The organism is Enterobacter sp. 22499, assembly GCF_052044815.1.
In the GTDB taxonomy this organism is placed as follows: domain Bacteria; phylum Pseudomonadota; class Gammaproteobacteria; order Enterobacterales; family Enterobacteriaceae; genus Enterobacter; species Enterobacter bugandensis.
In genome coordinates this window covers 1249304-1275079 of sequence record NZ_JBQENR010000001.1, presented here as the reverse complement: position 1 = coordinate 1275079, position 25776 = coordinate 1249304, and the positions used below count along the sequence as shown (strand labels likewise).

The 25776-nt window shown below is 58.7% G+C and carries 25 protein-coding genes and 1 pseudogene; 15 read left to right on the top strand and 11 right to left on the bottom strand.

The window, feature by feature from the left end:
- Positions 1-7: 7 nt before the first annotated feature.
- The 6 genes from entE to ACTJI7_RS06250 all read left to right on the top strand — a co-directional run bounded on the left by entE (position 8) and on the right by ACTJI7_RS06250 (position 6163).
- Positions 8-1618 (top strand): (2,3-dihydroxybenzoyl)adenylate synthase EntE, encoded by a 1611-nt coding sequence (entE, locus tag ACTJI7_RS06275; RefSeq protein ID WP_440669887.1) that lies wholly within the window; start codon positions 8-10, stop codon positions 1616-1618.
- 10 nt (positions 1619-1628) lie between these two features.
- On the top strand, positions 1629-2483 hold the full coding sequence (locus ACTJI7_RS06270; RefSeq protein ID WP_063154729.1) for an isochorismatase: 855 nt from the start codon (positions 1629-1631) through the stop codon (positions 2481-2483).
- Positions 2483-3238: a 2,3-dihydro-2,3-dihydroxybenzoate dehydrogenase EntA gene (gene entA, locus ACTJI7_RS06265; RefSeq protein ID WP_063154728.1), complete on the top strand. Its 756-nt coding sequence runs from the start codon at positions 2483-2485 to the stop codon at positions 3236-3238. Before ACTJI7_RS06270 ends, entA begins: the two co-directional genes overlap by 1 nt.
- Positions 3238-3651 carry a proofreading thioesterase EntH gene (entH, locus tag ACTJI7_RS06260; RefSeq protein ID WP_063154727.1) on the top strand — a complete coding sequence of 138 codons (414 nt, stop codon included), beginning with the start codon at positions 3238-3240 and terminating at the stop codon, positions 3649-3651. The genes entA and entH overlap by 1 nt, the downstream gene beginning before the upstream one ends.
- A gap of 149 nt (positions 3652-3800) precedes the next feature.
- Positions 3801-5906, top strand: a complete 2106-nt coding sequence (gene cstA / locus ACTJI7_RS06255) for a pyruvate/proton symporter CstA (protein ID WP_440669884.1) — start codon at positions 3801-3803, stop codon at positions 5904-5906.
- Positions 5907-5965: 59 nt separating this feature from the next.
- Positions 5966-6163 carry a YbdD/YjiX family protein gene (locus tag ACTJI7_RS06250; protein WP_006809671.1) on the top strand — a complete coding sequence of 66 codons (198 nt, stop codon included), beginning with the start codon at positions 5966-5968 and terminating at the stop codon, positions 6161-6163.
- On the opposite strand, the gene ACTJI7_RS06245 is transcribed toward ACTJI7_RS06250, so the two are convergent.
- From ACTJI7_RS06245 to ACTJI7_RS06230, 4 genes and pseudogenes are all read right to left on the bottom strand, one after another.
- Complete coding sequence (locus ACTJI7_RS06245) at positions 6160-6564, bottom strand: helix-turn-helix domain-containing protein (RefSeq protein ID WP_028012302.1); 405 nt, start codon at positions 6562-6564, stop codon at positions 6160-6162. The genes ACTJI7_RS06250 and ACTJI7_RS06245 overlap by 4 nt on opposite strands.
- A pseudogene (locus tag ACTJI7_RS06240) lies at positions 6539-6841 on the bottom strand (type II toxin-antitoxin system RelE family toxin). The gene ACTJI7_RS06245 and the pseudogene ACTJI7_RS06240 overlap by 26 nt, the downstream one beginning before the upstream one ends.
- A 183-nt stretch (positions 6842-7024) precedes the next feature.
- Positions 7025-7768 carry an SDR family NAD(P)-dependent oxidoreductase gene (locus ACTJI7_RS06235; RefSeq protein WP_048961273.1) on the bottom strand — a complete coding sequence of 248 codons (744 nt, stop codon included), beginning with the start codon at positions 7766-7768 and terminating at the stop codon, positions 7025-7027.
- 57 nt (positions 7769-7825) lie between these two features.
- Positions 7826-8914, bottom strand: coding sequence for an oxidoreductase (locus ACTJI7_RS06230; RefSeq protein WP_440669881.1), 1089 nt, complete (start codon positions 8912-8914; stop codon positions 7826-7828).
- 159 nt (positions 8915-9073) lie between these two features.
- Between ACTJI7_RS06230 and ACTJI7_RS06225 the strand changes: the two genes are divergently transcribed.
- From ACTJI7_RS06225 to ACTJI7_RS06210, 4 genes are read left to right on the top strand one after another with little or no spacing between them, the layout of a single operon-like run.
- Positions 9074-10576: a sugar ABC transporter ATP-binding protein gene (locus ACTJI7_RS06225; protein WP_224066380.1), complete on the top strand. Its 1503-nt coding sequence runs from the start codon at positions 9074-9076 to the stop codon at positions 10574-10576.
- Positions 10573-11568, top strand: a complete 996-nt coding sequence (locus ACTJI7_RS06220; RefSeq protein WP_045261034.1) for an ABC transporter permease — start codon at positions 10573-10575, stop codon at positions 11566-11568. Before ACTJI7_RS06225 ends, ACTJI7_RS06220 begins: the two co-directional genes overlap by 4 nt.
- A gap of 19 nt (positions 11569-11587) precedes the next feature.
- Positions 11588-12652 carry a sugar ABC transporter substrate-binding protein gene (locus ACTJI7_RS06215; RefSeq protein ID WP_440669878.1) on the top strand — a complete coding sequence of 355 codons (1065 nt, stop codon included), beginning with the start codon at positions 11588-11590 and terminating at the stop codon, positions 12650-12652.
- Positions 12649-13890 (top strand): LVIVD repeat-containing protein, encoded by a 1242-nt coding sequence (locus ACTJI7_RS06210; RefSeq protein ID WP_422711794.1) that lies wholly within the window; start codon positions 12649-12651, stop codon positions 13888-13890. Before ACTJI7_RS06215 ends, ACTJI7_RS06210 begins: the two co-directional genes overlap by 4 nt.
- Before the next feature lie 40 nt (positions 13891-13930).
- Here ACTJI7_RS06210 and mtnK read toward each other — a convergent pair whose 3' ends face one another.
- On the bottom strand, positions 13931-15130 hold the full coding sequence (mtnK, locus tag ACTJI7_RS06205) for an S-methyl-5-thioribose kinase (RefSeq protein WP_440669876.1): 1200 nt from the start codon (positions 15128-15130) through the stop codon (positions 13931-13933).
- A gap of 104 nt (positions 15131-15234) precedes the next feature.
- On the opposite strand from mtnK, the gene mtnA reads away from it, so the two are divergent.
- Positions 15235-16251 carry an S-methyl-5-thioribose-1-phosphate isomerase gene (gene mtnA, locus ACTJI7_RS06200; protein ID WP_048961268.1) on the top strand — a complete coding sequence of 339 codons (1017 nt, stop codon included), beginning with the start codon at positions 15235-15237 and terminating at the stop codon, positions 16249-16251.
- Between the two features lie 42 nt (positions 16252-16293).
- The gene (locus ACTJI7_RS06195; protein WP_126327304.1) at positions 16294-16764 is read left to right on the top strand and encodes an SRPBCC family protein; all 471 of its coding nucleotides are present in this window, start codon (positions 16294-16296) and stop codon (positions 16762-16764) included.
- A gap of 53 nt (positions 16765-16817) precedes the next feature.
- Here the strand turns inward: ACTJI7_RS06195 and ACTJI7_RS06190 are convergent, their stop codons facing one another.
- Genes ACTJI7_RS06190 through ACTJI7_RS06180 form a run of 3 tightly spaced genes read right to left on the bottom strand, consistent with a single transcriptional unit; the run spans position 16818 to position 18657 of the window.
- Positions 16818-17360, bottom strand: coding sequence for a 1,2-dihydroxy-3-keto-5-methylthiopentene dioxygenase (locus ACTJI7_RS06190; RefSeq protein WP_126327305.1), 543 nt, complete (start codon positions 17358-17360; stop codon positions 16818-16820).
- Complete coding sequence (mtnC, locus tag ACTJI7_RS06185) at positions 17357-18046, bottom strand: acireductone synthase (protein ID WP_126345046.1); 690 nt, start codon at positions 18044-18046, stop codon at positions 17357-17359. Before mtnC ends, ACTJI7_RS06190 begins: the two co-directional genes overlap by 4 nt.
- A complete protein-coding gene (locus ACTJI7_RS06180) occupies positions 18043-18657 on the bottom strand; it encodes a methylthioribulose 1-phosphate dehydratase (RefSeq protein WP_048961266.1) in 615 nt (204 codons plus the stop codon). The genes mtnC and ACTJI7_RS06180 overlap by 4 nt, the downstream gene beginning before the upstream one ends.
- A 122-nt stretch (positions 18658-18779) precedes the next feature.
- On the opposite strand from ACTJI7_RS06180, the gene ACTJI7_RS06175 reads away from it, so the two are divergent.
- The gene (locus ACTJI7_RS06175; protein ID WP_440669872.1) at positions 18780-19940 is read left to right on the top strand and encodes a pyridoxal phosphate-dependent aminotransferase; all 1161 of its coding nucleotides are present in this window, start codon (positions 18780-18782) and stop codon (positions 19938-19940) included.
- On the opposite strand, the gene ACTJI7_RS06170 is transcribed toward ACTJI7_RS06175, so the two are convergent.
- The 3 genes from ACTJI7_RS06170 to citR all read right to left on the bottom strand — a co-directional run bounded on the left by ACTJI7_RS06170 (position 19941) and on the right by citR (position 22809).
- Positions 19941-20567: an IbrB-like domain-containing protein gene (locus ACTJI7_RS06170; protein WP_028012316.1), complete on the bottom strand. Its 627-nt coding sequence runs from the start codon at positions 20565-20567 to the stop codon at positions 19941-19943. It abuts the gene before it with no gap.
- Positions 20552-21763, bottom strand: coding sequence for a phosphoadenosine phosphosulfate reductase (locus tag ACTJI7_RS06165; RefSeq protein WP_440669870.1), 1212 nt, complete (start codon positions 21761-21763; stop codon positions 20552-20554). Before ACTJI7_RS06165 ends, ACTJI7_RS06170 begins: the two co-directional genes overlap by 16 nt.
- Before the next feature lie 140 nt (positions 21764-21903).
- A complete protein-coding gene (citR, locus tag ACTJI7_RS06160) occupies positions 21904-22809 on the bottom strand; it encodes a DNA-binding transcriptional repressor CitR (protein ID WP_049138709.1) in 906 nt (301 codons plus the stop codon).
- Positions 22810-23428: 619 nt separating this feature from the next.
- Here citR and ahpC point away from each other — a divergent pair.
- A complete protein-coding gene (gene ahpC, locus ACTJI7_RS06155; RefSeq protein ID WP_008501015.1) occupies positions 23429-23992 on the top strand; it encodes an alkyl hydroperoxide reductase subunit C in 564 nt (187 codons plus the stop codon).
- 126 nt (positions 23993-24118) lie between these two features.
- On the top strand, positions 24119-25684 hold the full coding sequence (ahpF, locus tag ACTJI7_RS06150) for an alkyl hydroperoxide reductase subunit F (protein ID WP_439216852.1): 1566 nt from the start codon (positions 24119-24121) through the stop codon (positions 25682-25684).
- Positions 25685-25776 lie beyond the last annotated feature (92 nt).

The following is a 25776-nucleotide window of genomic DNA, read 5'->3' as shown; positions in this document are numbered from 1 at the left end:
ATTACCCATGACCATCCCTTTTACCCGCTGGCCTGAGGATTTTGCCCGCCGCTACCGTGAAAAAGGCTACTGGCAGGATCTGCCGCTGACCCACATCCTGACGGACCATGCGCAAAGCGATGCGGTGGCGATTATCGATGGCGAACGGCGCATCACCTACCGCGCGTTTAATGAGGCGGTGACGAATCTGGCGTCCGCCCTCCAGGCGCAGGGGCTGCACCGCGGCGAGACCGCGCTGGTGCAGCTCGGCAACGTGGCCGAGTTTTACATCACCTTTTTCGCGCTGCTGCAGATCGGCGTCGCGCCGGTTAACGCGCTCTTTAGCCATCAGCGCAGCGAGCTGAACGCCTACGCCGCCCAGATCAAACCCGCCGTGCTGATCGCCGATCGCGAACATGCCCTGTTCGCGGGGGATGATTTTCTCAATACCTTTGTGAATGAACACCGCTCGGTTCGCGCCGTGCTGCTGCGCGGCGATAAGGGTGAACAAGCGCTGGAAGCGGCGATTGCGCGCCCGGCGGACAACTTCATCCCGAACCCGACGCCCGCAGACGAGGTGGCGTTCTTCCAGCTCTCCGGCGGCAGCACCGGCACGCCGAAGCTGATCCCGCGTACGCACAACGACTACGACTACAGCATCCGCCGCAGCAATGAAATCTGCGGCATCACTGCGCACACCCGCTATCTGAACGCGCTTCCCGCGGCGCATAACTACGCCATGAGCTCGCCGGGATCGTTAGGCGTATTCACGGCGGGCGGCTGCGTGGTGCTGGCGAACGATCCGAGCGCCACGCTCTGCTTTCCGCTGATTGAGCAGCATCAGATCAACGTGACGTCGCTGGTCCCTCCGGCGGTGAGCCTCTGGCTGCAGGCGATTGCCGACGGCGCGGGGAACGCGCAGCTGAAATCCCTCAAGCTGCTCCAGGTGGGCGGCGCACGCCTCTCCGCCACGCTCGCGGCGCGTATTCCGGCGGAAATCGGCTGCCAGCTGCAACAGGTATTCGGCATGGCGGAAGGGCTGGTGAACTACACCGCCCTCGACGACGCACCGGAACGCATCATCAACACCCAGGGCCGCCCAATGTGTCCGGACGACGAGGTGTGGGTGGCGGACGAGGACGGCAACCCGCTCCCGCGCGGGGAAGTCGGACGTTTGATGACGCGCGGCCCGTACACCTTCCGCGGCTATTTCAACAGCCCGGAGCACAACGCCAGCGCCTTTGATGCCAACGGTTTCTACTGCTCCGGCGATCTGATCGCCATCGATGAGCAGGGCTACATCACCGTGCAGGGGCGCGAGAAAGATCAGATCAACCGCGGTGGCGAAAAGATTGCCGCCGAAGAGATCGAAAACCTGCTGCTGCGCCACGAAGCGGTGATCCACGCCGCGCTGGTGAGCATGGAGGACAGCCTGCTAGGCGAAAAAAGCTGTGCGTATCTGGTGGTGAAACAGCCCCTGCGTGCGGTTGAGGTGCGTCGCTTCCTGCGCGAGCAGGGCGTTGCCGAATTTAAGCTGCCGGACCGCGTGGAGAGCGTGGATGCGCTTCCGCTCACGCCGGTCGGCAAAGTTGATAAGAAACAGTTGCGCCTGTGGCTTGCTGAACGCGCCCGGGGCTGAGGAACATAGAATGGCCATTCCAAAATTAACCGCTTACGCGCTGCCAACCGCTGCAGAGCTGCCGACCAACAAGGTGAACTGGGCGTTTGAGCCGGAGCGCGCCGCGCTGCTGATCCACGATATGCAGGAGTATTTCCTGAACTTCTGGGGCGAAAATAGCGACATGATGCAGCAGGTGGTGGCGAACATCGCTAAACTGCGCGCGTACTGCAAAGAACACAATATCCCGGTGTACTACACCGCGCAGCCGAAAGAGCAGAGCGATGAAGACCGCGCCCTGCTGAACGACATGTGGGGGCCGGGCCTGACCCGCTCGCCGGAGCAGCAGCGTATCGTGGCTGAACTGACGCCGGACGAAGCGGACACCGTGCTGGTGAAGTGGCGCTACAGCGCGTTTCACCGCTCACCGCTGGAGCAGATGCTGAAAGAGACCGGCCGCAACCAGCTGCTGATTACCGGCGTGTATGCCCACATCGGCTGCATGACTACCGCCACAGATGCCTTTATGCGCGACATCAAGCCGTTCTTTATCGCCGACGCGCTGGCGGACTTCACCCGCGACGAGCACCTGATGTCGCTGAAATACGTGGCAGGACGTTCGGGCCGCGTGGTGATGACCGACGAGCTGCTGCCGTCCGTTCCGGCAACGAAAGCCGCGCTGCGCGAGCTGATCCTGCCGCTGCTGGACGAGTCCGACGAGCCGATGGATGACGAAAACCTGATCGACTACGGTCTGGACTCGGTGCGCATGATGGCGCTGGCCGCCCGCTGGCGGAAGGTGCACGGCGACATCGACTTCGTGATGCTGGCGAAAAATCCGACCCTTGACGCCTGGTGGGCGCTGCTCTCCCGTGAGGTGAAGTGATGGCGGGGTTTGATTTTACCGGTAAAACGGTTTGGGTAACGGGCGCGGGTAAAGGTATTGGCTATGCGACCGCGCTGGCCTTTGTGGAGGCGGGCGCGCGGGTGACCGGGTTCGATCTGGCCTTCCTGCAGGACGATTATCCGTTTGCCACCGAAACGCTGGACGTGGCGGACGCGGCGCAGGTGGGCGACGTCTGCGGGCGTTTACTCGGCACCCTTGCGCGCCTCGACGTGCTGGTTAACGCGGCGGGCATTCTGCGCATGGGCGCGACGGACGAGCTTTCGCAGGAAGACTGGCAGCAGACCTTTGCGGTTAACGTCGGCGGCGCGTTTAACCTGTTTCAGCAGACGATGGGCCAGTTCCGCCGTCAGCAGGGCGGAGCGATAGTGACCGTGGCCTCCGACGCGGCGCACACCCCGCGCATCGGGATGAGCGCCTACGGCGCGTCGAAGGCGGCGCTGAAAAGCCTGGCGCTGACCGTCGGGCTGGAGCTGGCGGGCAGCGGCGTGCGCTGTAACCTGGTGTCGCCCGGCTCAACGGATACCGACATGCAGCGCACCCTGTGGAAAAGCGACGATGCGGAGCAGCAGCGCATTCGCGGCTTTGGCGAGCAGTTCAAGCTCGGCATTCCGCTCGGCAAAATCGCCCGTCCGCGGGAAATTGCCGCCACCGTGCTGTTCCTTGCGTCCGATGCCGCCAGCCATATTACCCTGCAGGATATCGTGGTGGACGGCGGCTCCACACTGGGGGTGTAATGATCTGGAAACGTCATTTATCGCTTGAAGACCTGAACGCCACCAGCGTGAACACCCTGGTGGCGCACCTGGGCATCGTCTATACCCGCCTCGGGGACGACACGCTGGAAGCGGAGATGCCGGTGGATGCCCGTACCCATCAGCCGTTTGGCCTGCTGCACGGCGGGGCGTCGGCGGCGCTGGCGGAAACGCTGGGCTCAATGGCCGGTTTTCTGATGACCCGCGACGGGCAGAGCGTGGTCGGCACTGAGCTGAACGCCACGCACCACCGCGCGGTCTCTCACGGTAAGGTGCGCGGCGTGTGTCAGCCGCTACATCTGGGGCGTTCGAGCCAGAGCTGGGAGATCGTGGTATTCGACGAGCAGGGGCGGCGGTGCTGCACCTGTCGGTTGAGCACGATGGTGCTGGGGTAGGCCATTCAGCTGAAAGTGATCGGCTTAACACTGTGGTGTAAATCTCTGGTTTGACCACGCATTATTGCGTTTCAAAGTTGTTAAATTTTATCCGTTGTTCTAGAAACAAAATGTAACATCTCACTGTTTCACAACAACGGACAACAACTATGAACAACTCAGGGAAATACCTTACGTGGGCGGTGCTCTCCGTTGTGGGAGCCTTTGCCCTGGGCTATATCGCCCTCAACCGGGGGGAGCAGATCAATGCGCTCTGGATCGTCGTCGCCTCCGTCTGCATTTATCTCATTGCGTACCGTTTTTATGGCCGCTATATCGCAAAGACGGTACTGGGCGTAGACGGCACACGCATGACGCCTGCCGTGCGCCACAACGACGGGCTGGACTACGTGCCGACTGATAAAAAAGTGCTGTTCGGTCACCATTTCGCGGCGATTGCCGGTGCAGGCCCGCTGGTGGGGCCGGTGCTGGCGGCGCAGATGGGCTACCTGCCGGGGATGATCTGGATCCTCGCGGGGGTGGTGCTGGCGGGCGCGGTGCAGGACTTTATGGTGCTGTTCGTCTCCACCCGTCGCGACGGCCGTTCTCTGGGTGAGCTGGTGAAAGAGGAGATGGGGGCAACCGCCGGGGTGATTGCGCTGGTGGCGACCTTTATGATCATGGTGATCATCCTCGCGGTGCTGGCGATGATCGTGGTGAAAGCGCTGACCCACAGCCCGTGGGGAACCTACACGGTCGCCTTTACCATTCCGCTGGCGTTGTTTATGGGGATTTACATTCGCTACCTGCGCCCGGGGCGCATCGGTGAAGTCTCTGTCATTGGCCTGGTGTTCCTGGTATTTGCGATTATCTCCGGCGGCTGGGTGGCGGAAAGCCCGACCTGGGCACCATTCTTCGACTTTACCGGCGTGCAGCTGACCTGGATGCTGGTGGGCTACGGCTTTGTGGCGGCAGTGCTGCCGGTGTGGCTGCTGCTGGCCCCGCGCGATTATCTCTCAACCTTCCTGAAAATCGGCACCATCGTCGGGCTGGCCATCGGCATTCTGATTATGCGCCCGACCCTGACCATGCCGGCGTTGACCAAATTCATCGACGGTACCGGCCCGGTCTGGACTGGTAACCTGTTCCCGTTCCTGTTTATTACCATCGCCTGCGGTGCGGTGTCGGGCTTCCACGCGCTGATTGCCTCCGGGACCACGCCGAAGATGCTGGCCAACGAGAATCAGGCCTGCCTGATTGGCTACGGCGGCATGCTGATGGAGTCCTTCGTGGCGATTATGGCGCTGGTCTCCGCCTGCATTATTGATCCGGGCGTTTACTTCGCGATGAACAGCCCGATGGCGGTACTGGCCCCGGCTGGCGCCGTTGACGTGGTAGCGTCCGCCGCGCAGGTGGTGAGCGGCTGGGGTTTTGCCATTACCCCGGAAACGCTGACGCATATCGCTAATGAGGTGGGCGAGCAGTCAATTATCTCCCGCGCGGGCGGGGCGCCGACGCTGGCGGTGGGCATGGCCTACATTCTCCACGGCGCGCTGGGCGGGCTGATGGACGTGTCGTTCTGGTATCACTTCGCCATTCTGTTCGAGGCGCTGTTTATTTTGACGGCGGTGGATGCGGGTACGCGTGCGGCGCGCTTTATGCTCCAGGATCTGCTGGGGGTGATCTCCCCGAACCTGAAGCGGACCGATTCGCTCCCGGCTAACCTGCTGGCGACGGCGCTGTGCGTGCTGGCGTGGGGCTACTTCCTGCATCAGGGCGTGGTCGATCCGCTGGGCGGGATCAACACCTTGTGGCCGCTGTTTGGTATCGCCAACCAGATGCTGGCGGGCATGGCGCTGATGCTCTGCGCGGTGGTGCTGTTCAAGATGAAGCGCCAGCGTTACGCGTGGGTGGCGCTGGTGCCAACCGCCTGGCTGCTAATCTGTACCCTGACGGCGGGCTGGCAAAAAGCCTTCAGCCCGGACAATAAGGTGGGCTTCCTGGCGATCGCCAACAAGTTTCAGGCGATGATCGACAGCGGTAAGATCCCGGCGCAGTACACCGAGTCACAGCTGTCGCAGCTGGTGTTCAACAACCGTCTGGATGCCGGGCTGACCATCTTCTTTATGGTGGTGGTTGTGGTGCTGGCGTTGTATTCTCTGAAAACCGCGCTGGCGGCGCTGAAGGTCGACACGCCGACGGCGAAAGAGACGCCGTACGAGCCGATGCCTGAAAACCTGGACGAGATTGTGACCCAGGCGAAAGGGGCGCATTAACCTGTGTGCCGGGTGGCGCTAGCGCTTACCCGGCCTACATTTCCAGTGAGACCAGAATGATGTTCGATACCCTCTCTAAAGCAGGTAAGTACCTGGGCCAGGCCGCCAAAATGATGATTGGCGTGCCGGATTACGATAACTACGTCGAGCATATGCGCGTCAACCACCCGGACCAGACGCCAATGACCTACGAAGAGTTTTTCCGCGACCGCCAGGACGCCCGTTACGGCGGCAAGGGCGGGGCGAAGTGCTGCTAACCCTCTTTCGGTAAATAGAGGCTGATTTGCTCCTGCTTGCAGCCATAAATTGCCGCCAGCTTTTCGCGTGTGCGCTTTTGCGGACGGGAGTCCAGCGCTTCCAGCTGTGATACGGCGGACTGGCTGATGCCGAGTTTTTCCGCCACTTCCTGCTGCGACATGCCGCGCAGAATGCGCCATGCGGCCTGCAGGCTGACGTTCTCGCTATGCATGACGTCGCACACTTCACCCGGTAAACCTACGTTATCGTAGATATCTGATTCGTAAGGGATGTCTTCCCAGTCGTTTTCATCATCGTCATCATACTCAAGCATGGCTAAACGCATGCGGAAATATTCATCGTAGGGAATGACAACATACTGTTTTTTTCCTTCTTCATCCTTGATGAACTGAATAGTCATATTCCGTATGCTCCTCATGAAGGTAGGTGGTGGTTGTCCGGCGTTTTACCGCCACTACGTAACAGGTATCACCCGGCGGGTCTCCGAAGGTGTAAATGACCCTGTAATCACCTAATCGCAACCTGTAGTGGTTTTAGGGAGAAGATAATTTCTTGATATCCGCGACAGGTGATGTTTTATCATCCATCTTCTCCAGCCTGAATTTAATGCGGTTCTGATATCGCGTATCGATTTTAGAAAATTGCTTCTCTGCTGTTTTTGACCACACGATCTTCATCCGTACCTCCACTGTACGCCCACACAAATTATAAGGAAATAATAAGACTATTAGATAAATTCCGAATTTCTTATGGGGTACTGTAGAGCGGAAAAAAAGCGCAGGTAAGAGGCAAAACGCAAACCGTCGAGGCGGCTCGAAAAGGCCTCTGCCGGGCGACAGAGGCTTGCAGGAATATTGCGATCAGGCGTTCAAACCGCCGTCCACGTCCAGACCGGTGCCTGAGATCTGCCCGGCTGCCGGGCTGGCGAGGAAGGTGACCGCCGCCGCGACGTCTTCCGGCTGGCCGTAATGGCCCAGGGCAATAAGCTGACGCTGTGAGTCAGCCTGTTCACCGTCCTCCGGGTTCATATCGCTGTTGGTCGGGCCGGGGTGCACCAGATTAACGGTAATACCGCGCGGGCCAAGATCGCGGGCCAGACCGCGGGTGAGGGAGTTCAGTGCAGATTTGGTCATTGAGTAGACGGCAATCCCCGGCTGTGCCACGCGGTTCGCCAGACAGCTGCCGATGTTGATGATGCGCCCGCCGTCGGACATGTGCACCAGCGCTTCCTGAATGGCGATCACCACGCCGCGGATGTTGACGTTGATGAGGGCGTCGATGTCCGCCAGCGTCATGGACTCCAGCGGGCCGCCGCGCGCGATACCGGCGTTATTGACCAGGATGTCCAGCCCGCCGAGAGAGCGTGCCGCATGGGTGACGGCATCCTGAATCGCCTGCGCGCTAGCGCTGTCGGCCTGAATGGCCTCGCCGTGCCGCCCCAGCGCCTTAATTTCCTCGGCGACCGCCTGGGCTTTATCGGCGGATTTTTCATAGGTGATAACCACATCGGCACCGGCGCGCGCCAGCGACAGGGCAATCGCACGACCCAGCCCGCGGCTGGCGCCGGTAACCAGCGCCTTTTTACCTGTTAAATCGATCTGCATGATGACCTCGTTACGAGAGTGGTGAGAACCATCATTAGGTATAGCCCGTCGGCGCAATTAACGGCGGAAGGATTCTACTTTCTCAAACGCGGCGCGCAGAGCCTCAGGCGTTAACGTCACCGGCAGATAGTGAATCGACTCCACCGGGCGCAGAGTGTGGGCGATGACCTTATCCAGCTCGTCGCGGTTATTGATGTCGACGTCCAGCTCGCGAAGCGTGGTCGGCAGGTTAAAGCGCCGGTATGCCGCCACCAGCTGCGCCAGCACGTCGTCCTGGCCGAGCAGGGCGCTCTGCACCAGAATGCCGTAGGCCACCTTGGTGCCGTGCAGGTATTTTTCTGTCTGCGGCAGCACGGTCAAGCCGTTGTGCACCGCGTGCGCCGCCGCCACGCGGGTGTAGCGTTCGCCCAGGCCACCCACCATCCCGCCGCCGGCAATAATGGCGTCCACCACGTCCCGAAACGCCTGCGTCAGCTCGCCGCGCAGCTGGTCGGCAAGCGCTTGCTCACTGTGTTCCAGCAGCACGTCGCGGATCGCCAGCGCGCCGTTAAGGCCAAGGCGCACGGTCAGCGGCAGGATTTCCGGCTGTGGGGCGAGAACCACCGCTTCGTACCACTTCGCCAGCGTATCGCCGATGCCCGCCAGCAAATATTCCGCCGGGGCGTTCAGAACGATCCGCGGCTCCACCAGCACCAGAAAGTTAGCGTCGTCAAAAATCTCAAACTGCAGCGCCTGACCGGCATCGTTGTACCAGACGGAGAGCGGCGTCCACGCTGCGCAGGTGGCGGCGATGGTGGGAATGCCCACGAACGGCACGCCTAAGCGGCGCGCCACGGCCTTGACGGTGTCCATCACCGCGCCGCCGCCCACGCCAATCACCACGCTGGCTTCGCTTCCCGCTTCGTTCACCAGCCGGGTGACGTCGCGCTCGCTGCAGTGGCCTTTAAACAGCAGGTGCTTCGCCCCCGGCGCGTTAAAGCTCTCCGGCAGGAACGGGCGCGCGCCCTCTATTGCGCGCTCGCCGTAAATCCATACCGCATGGGAAAGCTGTTCCGGGGTAAAGAAGTCATTCAGATGCGCAAGGCTTCCGGAATGGGAGAAGTAGTTCGCCGGGCCGGGCACGACGCGGATGTCGGTGTTGCTCATGGTGTTGTCCTTTTTTCGCAAGCGCTAACCCGATGTTATGTCTGGACATCCGGATGGCTAATAATATTTCGCTTTATCTTATGCCTTTTCCGTCGTTGTCAGTCAACCGGAGCTGTGAAAAATTCGATAAATCAGAAGAGTTATGAAGGATTTACGCGGATGGTTTCCAGTCGTCTTGAAATGCGCGGTATCAGCCTGGCCTTTTCCGGCTTTCAGGCACTGACGCGCGTGGACTTCACGCTGAACGGTGGGTCGGTGCATGCGCTGACGGGCGCCAACGGTGCGGGGAAATCAACGCTGATGGCGGTGCTGTGCGGGACGCACGACCACTATGAAGGCGAAATCTCCATTAACAACCAGCCGGTAAACATTCGCGAGCCGCTGGACGCCAAACGGCTGGGCATCCACCTCGTGCAGCAGGAGGTGGACGTGGCGCTGATCCCCGGGCTGAGCATTGCGGAGAACATCATGCTCGACCAGCTGGCGCAGCCGGGGCACCGCTACCGCTGGCGCACCGTTCGTCAGCAGGCGCGGCAGGCGCTGGCGCAGCTCGACGTTACGCTGGACGTTCGCCGCTCCATCGACGGCTGTTCGCTGGCCGAAAAGCAGCAGATTTTGCTGGCACGCGCTTTGTCCCACCACTGCCGCTTTTTGATTCTTGACGAGCCCACCGCGCCGCTGGACGCGCACGAGAGCGAGCGTCTGTTTGCGGTGGTAAGACGTCTGCAACAGCAGGGCATCGGCGTGGTGTTTATCTCCCACCGCATTCACGAGCTAAAAGCTATCTGCGACACCCTGACGGTGCTGCGCGACGGCAAGCTGATTGAGTCCGGCCCGATGGCCGATCTCAGCGGTGAAGAAATTGTTGAGAAGATGCTCGGCCACGTGCTGAGCGATATCTACCCGCCCGCGCGACCGCCGCACGGCGACGAAACGCTGTTGCGAGTGGAAGGACTGCACGACGACGCGCTGCTGAAGGATATCTCCCTGCACCTGCGTAAAGGCGAAATCCTCGGCATTGCCGGGCTGGCGGGGGCGGGGAAAACCGAACTCTGCAAGGCGCTGTTTGGCGCCAGCAAAAGCCGCGTGGCGCGCGGTGAGCTGAATCATCAATCCTGGCAGCCGCGCGATCCGGCAGACTCGGTGCTGCGCGGCCTGGCGCTGGTGCCGGAGGAGCGGCGCAAGGAGGGCATTTTTATCGACGAGCCGGTGAGCATGAACCTTGCCGTGTGCGCCGATAACAGCTTCTCGCGCTGGAGCCTGTTTGGTCATCGTCAGGCGTGGCGCTGGGCGGAAGAAGTCATTGCCCGCGTCGGCGTGCGCGCTCGCGGACCTGGGCAGGTGCTGCGCCGTCTCTCCGGCGGCAACCAGCAGAAGGTAGCCATCGGCAAGTGGCTGCGTAATGACGCCAGCGTGCTGATTTTCGACGAGCCGACCAAAGGCGTGGACGTGAAGGCCAAAACCGATCTGTTCCAGCTGATTGACGGCCTGGCGCGCGAGGGCAAAGGGGTGATTTACGCCTCCGGCGAGTTCGCCGAGCTGGTGGGACTGTGCGACCGCATCTGCGTCCTGTGGGACGGGCGCATCGTGGCGGAAATCGCCGGGGAAGAGGCCCGTGAAGAGACACTACTTTATTATTCAACCGGAGGAACGGCGTCGTGAGCAAGGCCCTTTCAGTGACCGCGGCGGCGTCTGGCCGTCAGCAACTTTTTGATTTTCTCTATAAATGGGGCATGTTGCTCACCGTCGTCGCGCTGGTGGCCGTCTTTGGCCTGGCGTCGGACAGCTTCCTCGACCCGAACAACATCATCAACATTCTGCGCTCGATTGCCATCGTGACGGTGATTGCCGTTGGCGTGTCGATTTCGCTGACCGTCGGCGGGTTCGATCTCTCCGTGGGCTCCACGGCGTCGCTGGCGAACGCGCTGGTCATTTCGCTTTTCGTCTGGCACGGCTTCGGCACCACCGAGTCGATTGTAATCACTCTCGCGCTCTGCACGCTGGTCGGCCTGTTTAACGCTTTCCTGATCGTCATCCTGCGTATTCCGGACATGCTCGCGACGCTCGCCAGCCTGTTTGTCATCCAGGGCGTGGCAATGACCTACAGCTACGGCGGGTCGATTACCGAGAACATGGTGCTGCCGAGCGGCGACATGGCGGAAGGGACCATTCCGGCGGCGTTCAGCCTGCTGGGGCAGGTGCCGACCATCGTCATCATCATGCTGGCGGTGACCCTTCTGGCGCAGCTGGGGCTGTCGCTGACCACTCACGGACGCCGGATGTACGCCATTGGCGGCAACCCGGAAGCGGCGCGCCTCTCGGGCATTCGCACCACGCGCTACAAGGTGGCGGCCTACGTGATTGCCTCGCTGCTGGCGGGGCTGGGCGGCATTCTGCTGGCCTCCCGCATCGGGTCGTCGCAGGTCAATGCGGGCGGCGGCTATCTGATGGATGCGGTGGCCGCGGCGTGGATTGGCTTCTCGCTGGCCGGGTCCGGCAAGCCGAACGCGCTTGGCACGCTGGTGGGGGCGGTGATCCTCGGCGTGCTGTCGAACGGGCTGGTGATGCTCTCCGTGCCGTATTACGCCATGGACATAATAAAAGGGCTGGTGCTCGCGGTGGCACTGGCGATTACCTACATACAAAAACGCTGACAACACAACGGGATAAAAAATGAAAAAGATTGCGCTCTCTTTGGTGGCACTGGGGTTACTCACTTCTCTGCCGGGATTCGCGGCCACGCCCGCGCCGGTTCCGGCCGCCATTGCGAACCACGAAGGACCGATCCGCATCGCGGTGATCCGTAACCTCGGCTCGGACGACAACACCACGCAGTTTGTTGCCGGGGCCATTCAGGAAGGGAAAAAGCTCGGCTTTAAGGTCAGCACCTTTTTGAGCCACGGGGATGACGCTAAATTCCAGGACTTCGTTAACCAGGCCATCAGCCAGAAATATGACGGGATCATCCTGTCGCAGGGCCGCGATCCGTACTCCACCGCGCTGGTGAAGAAGGCGGTGGATGCCGGGATCAAGGTCGCCGTTTTTGATACCGCCGTTAACGGCGAGATCCCGGGCGTGACCGTCACCCAGCAGGACGACGCCTCCCTGACGAATCTCTCCTTCGGCCAACTGGCGAAAGATTTCAACGGCAAGGCGAATATCGTCAAGCTGTGGGTAGCGGGCTTCCCGCCGATGGAGCGCCGTCAGGCAGCCTATAAAGAATTGCAAAAGCAGTACCCGGAGATTAAAGAGCTGGAGTCCATCGGCGCGGTCTCTTCTGACGTGCAGGGCGACACCGCCAACAAGGTGGGTGCGATCCTGGCGAAATACCCGAAAGGCAAAATCGACGCCATCTGGGGGACCTGGGACGCCTTCAGCCAGGGGGCGTATAAAGCGCTGAAGGAGAATGGACGCACCGAGATCAAGCTCTACAGCATTGACATCTCCAACCAGGATTTACAGCTGATGCGCGAGCCGGGTAGCCCGTGGGCAGTGAGCGTGGCGGTGGATCCGAAGCTGATTGGTGCGACTAACGTGCGCCTGATCGCCAACAAGATTGCCGGGGAAGCCACGCCTGCCACTTACGACTTCAAAGCCGCTGCGATCCCGCAGGCGCTGCTGACCGCGCAGCCGGGGGCGGTGAACGTAGCGTCCCTGGGCAAAATCATTCCGGGCTGGGGCCAGACGGAAGATTTTATCGCGCCGTGGTTTGCGACGCTGGAAGCGAAAAATAAATGAGCATCCTCCCCACGCCAGAATACAGCCGCAATATGCGGCTGATCGGCCATAGCGATCAGGGCGGTCGCCCGGACGGCGTGCAGCTGATGGTGCACCGCGGTTTCGCCTATATCGGCCATATGGTGTCGCAGGGCTTTTCGATAGTAGACGTGCGCGACCCGAAAAACCCGAAACCCGCGGGCTATGTGCCTGCGCCGCCGGGCACCTGGAACGTGCACCTCCAGGCGCATGACGACCTGCTGCTGGTGATCAACGCCCGGGATCTGTTTGCCGATGCCCGCTTCGCCGACGAGAAGGTCTACTATACCCGTCAGGTAGGAGAGATCGTCAGCGACGTGCAGGACAGGGGCTGGAGCGCCGGGCTTCGCGTTTTTGATATCTCCACGCCGGACGCGCCGCGCGAAATTGGCTTTCTCTCGCTGAGCGGCATCGGCATTCACCGCATCTGGTACGTCGGTGGCCGCTGGGCGTACGTGTCGGCGCTGATCGACGGTTTTACCGACTACATCTTTCTGACGATCGACCTGGCCGACCCGCGTAAGCCTGAGGTGGCAGGGCGCTGGTGGCTGCCGGGCATGAACCAGGCCGAAGGCGAACAGCCGAACTGGCCGGAAGGGAAACGCTACGCGCTGCACCACGCGATTATTGCCGGCGATACGGCGTACGGCAGTTGGCGCGACGGCGGCTTAACGCTGCTTGACGTGAAGGATCGTACCCAGCCTAAGCTTATTAGCCACCGTAACTGGAGTCCGCCGTTTGGCGGTGGGACGCACACCGCGCTACCGCTGCCGGACCGGGATCTGCTGGTGGTGCTGGACGAAGCGGTGCTCGATAACCAGGAAGACGGCGAGAAGCTGATCTGGCTGTTTGATATCCGCGAGCCGTCGAACCCGGTGAGCATCTCGACCTTCCCGCAGCCGAATGAAATCGACTACGTGGCGAAAGGGGCGCATTTTGGGCCGCACAACCTGCACGAGAACCGGCCGGGGAGCTTTGTCAGCTCAACGCTGATTTTTGCCACCTATCAGAATGCTGGCGTGCGCGCGTATGACATCTCCAATCCGTATCGCCCGGTAGAAACCGGTGCGCTGGTGCCCGCGGCACCGGAGAGGATGATGGACACGCGCCCGAATCGCCCGCAGGTGATCCAGTCCTGTGACGTGTTTGTGGATGCGCAGGGAATTATTTACAGCACGGACTATAACGGCGGGCTGTCGGTGATTGAGTATCTGGGGTGAGTGCGGTTTGATGCCCTCACCCACAGGGAGAGGGAGAAAATCAACTGTACTGCCGCACCCGCGCCACCAGATCTTCCGCGCTGTCGATACGGTCGGCAATCACAATGAGCGCCTTGCCGAGCGTTATCGCGTGGCGCAGGCACTCGTGGCGCATGGCCTCGTCCTGAATGGTGTCGATATCCGCGACGTGGGAAAGCCCGACGCTGCGGCGAATGAGTTCGGTGCCGCAGAAGCCGATGGCGTCATGCCAGACCTTTTTCAGGAACGCGGAGGCATAGCCTGGCGCGCTGAGCGCGGCGTCGCGGGCTTTCTCGTTTGCCAGCGCATGGAAGCGTTCCGCGAAGGTGTTCCACAGCTCCTGAATATCGGTCAGGCGCTGCTCGCGCGCGGCGGCGGCATCGCGAATGCCCAGATGGCCCGGCAGGCCGCAGAAGTTGAGCAGCAGGTTACCGATGGCGGTGCCGACGTCAAAGCCAATCGGCCCGAAATAGCCGAACTCGGCGTCGATGGCCTTCAGGCTACCGTCGGCCACAAAAATCGAGCCGCTGTGAATATCCCCGTGCAGCAGCGCTTCGGCATGCGAGAAGAAGCGGTGCTTCAGGGAGGCCACGGCAATTTTTAGCGGGGCGTCGTCGCGCAGGGCGGTGACGTCATTTTCCAGCTCGGCAGGGTAGTTATTGCGCTCATGAACCTGGTACGGATCGTTGAAGAACAGATCTTCTGTGATCTCACACATCTCCGGGTTGATGAATTTCGCCACCTGCGCTTTTTTCGCGTGCGGGTGCAGATAGAAATCGCTGGTGTGGAACAGCGCGTGCGCGAGGTATTCGCCCAGCTGGCGCGCCGCCTGCGGGTAGTAAATGTTGTTGATCAGCTCGCCGCGCCAGATGCGATGGCTGGAGAGATCTTCCATCACCATCACCGCCAGTTCCGGGTCAAAGTGGTGGATTTTCACGGTGTGCTGCGGGCTGTGCTGGTAATGCTCGACCAGGGTTTGCGCCTCGAGGCGGGCGCGATCCAGCGTCAGCGGCCAGGACTCGCCGACGCAACGCACGTAGGGCAGCGCCTGTTTGACGATGATGCGGCTGACGCCCGCGCTGTCGTAAATTTTAAAAACCAGATTGAGGTTGCCGTCGCCCACTTCCTGCGCCTCTACCAGCGATGACGGATCGTCAAGCCCACCAAACTGCCTGGCATACTCCACAGCGTCCTGAGCGGTAAAGGTACGGTATTGCGACATGGCCTGCTCCTCACGAGTTAACTAATTAAGACATGTAGACGTCTATACATCTGGATTTCATCCTGACACAATGTGCTACAACAACGCAACAGGGAATTAACGACATGCAGACATTACAGACGACCAGCCTGCGGGTGGCGGATAATCAGCTCTTTATTCTCGACCAGCAGGCGCTTCCGCAGGAGAAACGCTGGCTGGATGCCTCGACGGTGGAGGCGCTGGTTGGGCATATCCACGCTCTGCGTGTGCGTGGCGCACCGTTGATTGGTCTCTCTGCAAGCCTGCTGCTGGCGCTGCTGGCGGAAAACGGCAAAAGCCGCGATGAGCTGGCGGTGGCGCTGGAAACGCTTCGCGCATCCCGCCCGACGGCGGTAAACCTGATGAACAACCTCGACCGCATGAAGCTTGCGCTGTGGGAAGAGGATTTCGTTCCGGCGCTGGTGGCTGAGGCGCTGCGCCTGATTGACGAAGACAAACGGCTTTGCGACGCGATTGCAAAAGCGGGCAGCGCGCTGGTGAAGCCCGGCAGCCGTCTGCTGACCCACTGCAACACCGGCGGGCTGGCAACCGCGGGCGTCGGTACGGCGCTTGGCGTGATTGCCCGCGCGCATCAGGAAGGCAACGTCAGCAGCGTCTGGGTGGATGAAACCCGTCCGCTGTTGCAGGGCGGCAGGCTGACCGCATGGGAGCTGGGCGAGCTGGGGGTGCCGTATCAGTTGATTACCGACTCCATGGCCGCCAGCCTGATGGCGAAAGGGCAGGTGGACGCCGTGTGGGTAGGGGCCGATCGCATCGCCGCCAACGGTGATGTGGCGAACAAGATCGGCACTTATTCGCTGGCGGTGCTGGCGAAATTCCACGGCATTCCGTTCTACGTCGCCGCCCCACAAACGACCCTCGACCCGGCCTGCCCGAACGGGGATGCGATCCCCATCGAGCAGCGCGCCGCCAGCGAAGTGACGGGCGTTGCCGGAAGCTTTGGCGCGGTGCAGTGGGCGCCGGAAGACGCGCAGGTCTATAACCCGGCGTTTGACGTCACGCCCGCCTCGCTGATTAGCGGCTGGGTGCTGGATACGGGTGTGGTCACGCCGGATGAGGTGGCGGAAGGGAAATTTGCCTGAGTCCGGCTATCCTTTAAGGGGGTTCCCTGAGAGGACAACATTGTGACGCTCGATCCTGAAACAGACTTAAAACTGGAGCGCGTGGTGGACGCACCGCGCGACCTGCTCTGGCTCTGCTGGACCACGCCCGAGCACATCAAAAACTTCTTCATTCCTGCTCCGCACAAGGTGACCGAATGCGACCTCGACCTGCGCGTGGGCGGGCGGTTCAACACCGTGTTTGAGGTGGACGGGCAGCGGATGGATAACCGGGGTGTCTTCCTGGAAATCGACCCGGGGAAAAAACTGGTGTTTACCGACGGCTATACCGAAGGCTGGAAACCGGCCGAGAAGCCGTTTATGACGGCAATTTTGTTGCTGGAAGACGTCGGGGACGGGAAAACCCGCTATACGGCGATAGCGCGCCATCCGACGAAGGAAATCCGCGAGCAGCATGAACAGATGGGCTTCCACGAAGGGTGGGGGATTGTGCTGGATCAGCTGGTGGGGTATGTGAAAGGGCTTAACGCTTAGTGCGCGCTGGTGCCCTCACCCCGACCCTCTCCCACGGGGAGAGGGAGAAAAGATCAGGCCAGGCGTGGATACGCATCCGCGATCGCATCGCCCGTAAACTGGGCAACCCAGCCTTCCGGATTGTCGAAAATACGAATGGCGGTAAAGTTCGGCTCTGAGCCCATATCAAACCAGTGCGGCGTGCCTGCGGGCACGGAGATCAGGTCGTTTTTCTCGCACAGCACCTGATAAACCTCATCGCCAATGTGCAGGCAGAACAGCCCCGCACCTTCCACAAAAAAACGCACTTCGTCTTCGCCGTGGGTGTGCTCGTTCAGGAACTTCGCGCGCAGCGCCTCTTTCTGCGGATTGTCGGCGCGCAGGCTGATGACATCCCAGCTCTGATAGCCTTTCTCTGCCACCAGCTTGTCGATCGCATGTTGATACGCTTCGATCACGGCTTCGGGGGCAGGATCCTGTCCTAAATCACGGTCTGCCGCCCAGCGCTCAAAGCGCACGCCTTTAGCGTTCAGCTGTTGAGCGATTTCGGCGGCGTCGGTGCTGTGCCACAGAAGCTTACTGGCGTCTTTATCGGAATAAATGGTCAATGCGCTCATGAAGGGATCTGCTCCGGATTAATCTCGTCAAACTGGTGGATTTGATGGTGATGGCTCGCGCCGTCATCTTCACCGCGAATCAGTTGCAGGGTGCGAAAACCCGCCTGTTCAGCCGCGTCCAGCTCCTGGTGAATATCCGAAAGGAACAGGATCTGCGACGGGGCGATGCCCGTGTGTGCCGCAATGTTCTGGTAAGACTGCACCTCGCGCTTGGCGCCGATGTGGGTATCAAAATAGCCGCTGAACAGATGAGTAATATCACCTTCGTCGCTGTAGCCAAATAACAGTTTCTGCGCAGCAACGGAGCCAGAGGAATAAACATAGAGATCAATTCCTTGCGCCTTCCATTTTTCCAGCGCGGGCAGAACGTCAGGGTACAGGTGGCCGGTAAAGTCACCGTTGATGTAGCCCTCCTGCCAGATGATGCCTTGCAGGGCTTTGAGCGCCGTCGATTTGCGGTCTTCATCCATAAAGCTAAACAGCACGTTGATGAGATCGCCGACGCCGGCATGCGGATCGCTGATTTCATCGCGCAGGTTGTCCAGAATCGATTTGACCGGCTCGGCGTACTGCTGGGCGGTCACGAAGGCCGCCAGCCGCTCACGCGCGTAGGGGAACAAAACATCATGGACAAAACGAATATCGCTGGTGGTTCCTTCAATATCCGTCACAATCGCGCGAATCATACTCTCTCCAGTTGTCGTAAACGCATTTCGCATTCAAATAAGAATTCTAAACCTTCCAGATGACGGCGGGCTTCGGCCACGTCGCGTCCCCAGCAGGTTAAGCCATGGCCGCGCAGAAGAAAACCATAATTAAGCGGACGCTCCTGGGCGTAATGGGCGATGCGCGAGGCGAGGGCGTCGATGTCCTGGTCGTTATCAAACACCGGGATGGCGACGGTATCCAGATGGGTAGTCTGCCCGGTAAGCGATTTCTGCATCTCGAAACCGCTGATATTCAGTTCGGCTTCTTTGACCAGACGCGACAGCACCGTGGCGTTAACGGTATGAACGTGCAGGACGGCGTTAGCCTCCGGGAACAGGCGATAGATAAGGGTGTGTAGCCCGGTCTCCGCCGACGGTTTTCGACCGGACGGCGCCCGGTTGGTGGCGATCTCAACCTGTAGAAAATCGTCGGTGGTCAGGCTGCCTTTGTCCTTGCCGGATTCGCTGAGCCAGCAGAGGTGCTCGTCCTGACGCACCGACATATTACCGCCGGTGGCGGGTGCCCAGCCTTTGGCGCCTATCCAGCGGCAGGCGTCGACCAGGTGTGTGAGCAGCAGGTTGTCTGTCATTTCCTTTTACCCTCTCGGCCAGGAATATTGATATGGTTTAGACGTCTAAGCGTCTTGATTGCCAAAGACTAACATCGTGTTATAGTGGCAGCAACATAAGTATTACAAGCAGGCACGACAACATGAGCAATAACGTATTGATCCCGCAGAGTAAACTTCCTAATCTCGGTACCACCATCTTTACGCAGATGAGCGCCCTGGCGCAGCAGCACAATGCCATTAACCTCTCGCAGGGGTTCCCCGATTTCGATGGTCCGAAATATTTGCAGGAACGTCTGACGCACCACGTGGCGCAGGGGGCGAATCAGTATGCGCCGATGATCGGCGTGCAGGCGCTGCGGGAAGCCATTGCCGACAAAACGGCGGCGCTGTATGGCTATCACCCCGATGCAAACAGCGATATCACGGTGACGGCAGGGGCGACCGAAGCGCTGTACGCGGCCATCACCGCGCTGGTGCGCGCGGGGGATGAAGTCATCTGCTTTGACCCAAGCTACGACAGCTATGCGCCTGCGGTTGAACTCTCCGGTGGCGTGGTGAAGCGCGTGGCGCTCCAGCCGCCGCATTTCCGCCCGGACTGGCAGGCGTTCGCCGCGCTGCTGAGTGATAAAACGCGCCTGGTGATCCTGAATACCCCGCACAACCCGTCGGCGACGGTGTGGCAAAAGGCCGATTTTGCCGCGCTGTGGCAGGCTATCGCCGAGCGGGAAATTTACGTCCTGAGCGATGAAGTCTACGAGCACATCTGCTTTGCGGAGGAAGGGCACGCCAGCGTGCTGGCCCATCCACAGCTTCGCGAGCGCGCGGTTGCGGTGTCGTCATTTGGAAAAACCTACCATATGACCGGCTGGAAGGTAGGTTACTGCGTGGCCCCAGCGGCCATCAGCGCGGAGCTGCGCAAGGTGCACCAGTACCTGACCTTTGCGGTCAACACGCCTGCCCAGCTGGCGCTGGCGGACATGCTGCGCAGCGAACCGCAGCACTATCGCGAGCTGCCGGATTTTTACCGCGCGCGTCGGGATATGTTTGTAAATGCGCTGAGCAAAAGCCGTCTGGAAATTCTGCCGTGTGAAGGGACATACTTCCTGCTGGCGGACTACAGCGCGATTTCCGATCTGGACGACGTCAGCTTTTGCCGGTGGCTGACGGAGGAGGTGGGCGTGGCGGCTATTCCGCTGTCGGTGTTCTGCGCCGATCCCTTCCCGCATAAGCTGATTCGCCTGTGCTTTGCGAAACAGGAATCGACGCTGCTGGCGGCGGCGGAGCGTCTGGCGACGCTCTGACTATTTCACCGTCCAGGCTTCGGAATAGCGACGGTCTGCAAACAGCTCCAGCAGGCCGTTGATCTGCTTCAGGCGCAGCACCTCGTCGCTGTCCATCCCCAGTTCCTTACCAATTTTCTCATCGTTCCAGCCAAGCTGGGCCAGCTCCCGGACGATGTCGGACATGGCGTTGATCTGGTGGCGTCCCCGCGCACGGTTGTGGCGGATGGTGGCGGCCATCCGGTCAAGCTTTTGCTGGCGATCTTTGCGCAGGCAGGTGACGGGCAAATAGCCCCGAAGCTGGCGCTTCAGCGCGGCCCTGCTTTTACCGATTTCGTGACGATGGAAGCCGTCGACAATTTCGTAATGCGCTGGCTCGCTTTCCGTCACCACGATGGGCTGCGTAAACCCGTCGAGCTCTAGCGATTGACTCAGCAGACGCTTTTCCGGCGGCGCCACGTTATTTGGGTTGTAGTCGTTGGCAACGATAGCGTCCTGCTTTATCCACAGCACGCAGTCGACGGGCTGGTCGCTGAACGGGCTGAGATGATGCATGGCCTGGCGAAAAGCATTGATGGCATCTATACGTTGCTCGTCGGTGAGCGTCTGCAAATAGGTTTCCAGTTCGGTAATCAGTCGTTGCTGCATAAGATCCCCCACTCATTGCGTTTTGATTTCATCCGTTCGCTATAGCGCTGATAGTGCTTTGGTTTGTTCGGGCTAAAGGAGAGGGCCCGACACCAGTAATCGTTGTTGAGCAGAACCTTGCATATTCGCCGCCAGGACGGGATATCCTTTGAGCCGATATCACCCTCCTGCGTATCGGGAAGATCGGACATCCCGCGCTTCTGATACCAGTGCAGGTACACCGCGACTTTATTGCGATAATGTTCAGCCGTCTGTTGCGGCATGCTGTCGAGGAGCAGCATGGCGTACTCTTGCCAGCTGAGGTGGTCGGGCTTGAGGATCTTTCTGTGACCGTAGAAGTGGTTGTCGTGCCCCGCGTAAATTCCGCCGCTGCGCACACCGCTGACGCGTGCGCACATGGCGGCCCAGCGTTCAGGTTCAACGACATGATAGAGCCATAAACCCTGTCGCTGCTCCGGGCCAAAGGGTTCACAGATGCGCATGTAGCGCGGTGGCACGCCGGCCTGGTACATCAGATTGTAGAGGGGGTTATAGGCGCAGCCCGTTTTGGCAAACCAGGTCCAGATGTCGGCGGTTTTCCAGTCGTAGAGAGGATAGATATACCAGGCATGACCGCCGGGCGCGACGGTTGTCCAGGGTTTGTCGTCGGAAAAGCGCTGCTTTCGCGCACAGGCGATTGCCAGGAAGCGGTTATAGGATTCGTCGGCGCGGATGCCCACCATCACTGCGGCGGGGCGCCTTCGCGCATACCATTCGGCAAAGTCCTTGACGAAGGCCTCGAAGGTCATTCCCTGCTGATAAAAAGTACTGGTGATGGCATCAGGCGGAGGCTGTCTGACCCAACTTATGCCGGGTTCCCAGCACTGCCATTCCGGCTGGTACTGAGAGAGGGCATTTTGCGTGGTGATCGGCAGCGCCACCCACCAGAACTGATTGATGACGTCACGATATTGGGTCCTCATGTTCTCAATATGCTCAATGGTGCAGGAGAACTGTGCTTCCCAGTCCAGAAAGAGGACATCTATTTTTCTGTTCAGCTGCCGCGCCCGTTGCGCAGCAAGATGAAGCATCACCGTTGAATCTTTTCCGCCAGAAAATGAGACGCACACGCGGGTAAAATTTTGCAGCGTCCAGTTTATGCGTTCTGAAGCAGCCTCCAGAACGTTTTCCTGAAGAGGGTATTTATAGATAGACATGATGAGTCGCATCCTGCGTATGGAATACCGTTAATGCTATTAAACTGCCATCATGTTATTATATGTTTTCATTCTCAACTAATTATTTTACGCCTTCACTCTATTCTTGCTGGAAATACCTTCGCGATGACGCGTCCATTCTATTGAGCCAACTTATGCAATTTTTCAATAAAGCTGGCGAATACGCTGCTGTTTAACGACGCGCGGTTGTAGACCATATAGATTTGCGCTTCGGGCAATTTGAAGGGCGCGGCTACGGACTTTAATTTTAAAGCGTGTTTATAGGTTTCAAAAATGGAAAGAGGAATATAGCCGACTAAATCAGACATGCTGATCATAGAGAGGAGCGAACTGAGAGAGTCCGAACGGAACGCGATGTTTCTCTCCGGGAACGCTTCGTTGGCTCGAACCTGATACTCCTTCACGCCCGTATTCGTGCTTTGATACATCGTGAATTTCTCATTGTATAACTGCTCGGCGGAGACTTCTGTACCAATTCTCGGATGGTCTTCGCGGCAGATCATCACGGTGGGAATGGTGGTGAAATGCGAGCAGACAACGGACCGGTTATTCACGGGCGCAACGGTAAAAATGAGATCGGCTTTACGGTAGGCCAGTAAATCCTCTGCTGACTCCGCAGAGACAAGCATATCGCGTTGTTCTACCTCACAATTCTCTTGAGACATTAACAGTTGAATGGGGTCGAGAAGATAGCCTGGCGTCACCATCTGAGAACAATAAATGACAAAATTTTTCTTGATGTCGGTGTGGTGCATCAGGTTGATGGTCTGCTCAATCTGATTGAGGTTTTGCTCAAGATGCAGGTGCAGGTTAGTTCCGACGGTCGTGGGGGTGATCCCCTTGCCGGAACGGATAAACAGCGGATCGTTAAGCTGGCCACGCAGGCGTTGCAAAGACTGACTGACGGCTGAAGGGGTAATGTAAAGCGTTTCAGCGGCCTTGCTGATGCTAAGATGTTGATAGATACACTCAAAAATGACCAGTAAATTAAGGTCGAATTTTTTAAGGTCATAAAGATTTGCCATGTGTCATCCTGTTTGCCGTGAGTCTGTTGTTAACATATTGATGATAACTATAGATTAAAGCTAACCATTTACAATCCTTGTGGTTAACTAACTTAAAGTGTTATTTAAGTTATCTTAATATATCACGCCATCGGATTATTGAAATAGAATTACATGTGAGATTAAGATAATTTTATCTTTGAATGGGCTGGGTTCAATTTAATAAATGTTGACATTTATATATTGCCGTAAATTGATTACGTAAAGTTAATTTACGAGCGTAATGTATTTCTCTCAGTCAAAACCTATCACAGCCATAGGCAGGAACGCGCTTTTGATGGATTGCTCTCGATTGGTGCTGGTGGTGTAATCAACCTGCTGTTACGACCTTGATACAAGGTATGTAGAGCGCAACGCAACGCCAGCCTCGGCTGGCACTGAATGTACCTGCGGGGAATTCAGGTATCAGGGCCGCCCGTTGAGGCGGCCTTTATACTTTCTGGAGTACCGCAGCAGGTTCACCTTGCTGTCTTGTTGAAGTTGTAAGGTTTGGCTGATTGATTTGATAAAGCATACGCATTAGCCCCGATGAGCAAAGTTGGTTACCTTAGCTTTCAACGAAAACACGGAGGAAGTACAGATGTCTTTGATTAACACTAAAATTAAACCTTTCAAAAACCAGGCGTTCAAAAACGGTGAGTTCATTGAAGTAACCGAGAAAGATACCGAAGGTCGCTGGAGCGTCTTCTTCTTCTATCCGGCTGACTTCACCTTCGTTTGCCCGACCGAACTGGGCGACGTGGCTGACCATTACGACGAACTGCAGAAGCTGGGCGTAGACGTTTACTCTGTGTCTACCGATACCCACTTCACCCACAAAGCGTGGCACAGCAGCTCTGAAACCATCGCGAAAATCAAATACGCGATGATCGGCGACCCGACTGGCGCCCTGACCCGTAACTTCGACAACATGCGTGAAGATGAAGGCCTGGCCGACCGTGCAACCTTCGTGGTTGACCCGCAGGGCATTATCCAGGCTATCGAAGTTACCGCTGAAGGTATCGGCCGTGATGCTTCTGACCTGCTGCGTAAAGTGAAAGCGGCTCAGTACGTGGCTTCTCACCCAGGTGAAGTGTGCCCGGCTAAATGGAAAGAAGGCGAAGCGACCCTGGCTCCATCCCTGGACCTGGTCGGTAAAATCTAAGTTTTCACCATCCGGCAATCAATGGGCGCCCCCGCGCCCATTTCATTCCAGCACCATGATGCAAGTTGCATTCAGGCCGCCCGCAAAGGCAGCTTGCATGATGACGTCTTAAGAGAGGGAAGAACTATGCTCGACACCAATATGAAAACCCAACTCAAGGCCTACCTTGAGAAACTGACAAAACCCGTTGAGCTGATTGCCACGCTGGACGACAGCGCGAAATCGGCAGAAATCAAAGAGCTGCTGGCAGAGATCGCTGAACTGTCTCCGAAAGTGACCTTCAAAGAAGACAATTCGCTTGCGGTTCGTAAACCCTCTTTCCTGATTACTAACCCGGGCTCGGACAAGGGACCGCGTTTTGCCGGCTCTCCGCTGGGGCATGAATTTACCTCACTGGTGCTGGCGCTGCTGTGGACCGGCGGTCATCCGTCAAAAGAAGCGCAGGGGCTGCTGGAGCAGATCCGCGATATCGACGGTGATTTTGAATTTGAAACCTATTATTCGCTCTCCTGCCACAACTGTCCGGACGTGGTGCAGGCGCTGAACCTGATGTCGGTTCTGAACCCGCGCATCAAGCATACGGCGATTGACGGCGGTACGTTCCAGAATGAGATCACCGATCGCAACGTGATGGGTGTTCCGGCGGTGTATCTGAACGGTCAGGAGTTCGGCCAGGGCCGCATGACGCTGACGGAAATCGTCGCGAAAGTGGATACCGGCGCGGAAAAACGCGCGGCGGAAGAGCTGAACAAACGCGATGCGTACGATGTGCTGATTGTCGGTTCCGGCCCTGCGGGCGCTGCGGCAGCGGTTTACTCTGCACGTAAAGGTATTCGTACCGGTCTTATGGGCGAACGCTTTGGCGGACAGGTGCTGGATACCGTGGACATTGAAAACTACATTTCCGTACCAAAAACCGAAGGTCAGAAGCTGGCCGGTGCGCTGAAGGCTCATGTCAGCGATTACGAGGTAGATGTGATCGACAGCCAGAGCGCCAGCAAGCTGATTCCGGCGGCGGTGGAAGGGGGCTTACACCAGATTGAAACCGCCTCTGGCGCGGTGCTGAAAGCTCGCAGCGTGATCGTTGCCACCGGGGCAAAATGGCGCAACATGAATGTTCCGGGCGAAGATCAATACCGTACCAAAGGCGTGACCTATTGCCCGCACTGTGACGGCCCGCTGTTTAAAGGCAAACGGGTGGCGGTGATCGGCGGCGGTAACTCCGGCGTGGAAGCGGCTATCGACCTGGCGGGGATTGTTGAACACGTGACGCTGCTGGAGTTCGCACCTGAGATGAAGGCCGACCAGGTGCTGCAGGATAAAGTTCGCAGCCTGAAAAACGTCGACATCGTGCTGAACGCGCAGACCACGGAAGTGAAGGGCGACGGCAGCAAAGTGACCGGTCTGGAGTACCGTGACCGCGTAAGCGGCGATGTTCACAGCGTGCAGCTTTCGGGGATCTTCGTACAAATTGGCCTGCTACCGAACACCACCTGGCTGGAAGGCGCGATTGAGCGCAACCGCATGGGCGAGATTATCATCGATGCGAAATGTGAAACCAGCGTGAAGGGCGTGTTTGCCGCGGGCGACTGCACCACCGTGCCGTACAAGCAGATCATCATCGCGACTGGCGAAGGTGCAAAAGCGTCCCTGAGCGCGTTTGACTACCTGATCCGCACCAAAACCGCATAATAAAAGAAAGTAAGACATACCTGCAGTAGCCACCTCTTTATGAGGTGGCTTTTTTTTTAGATTTTTTTACCCTCAATTATACTCGTTATTAA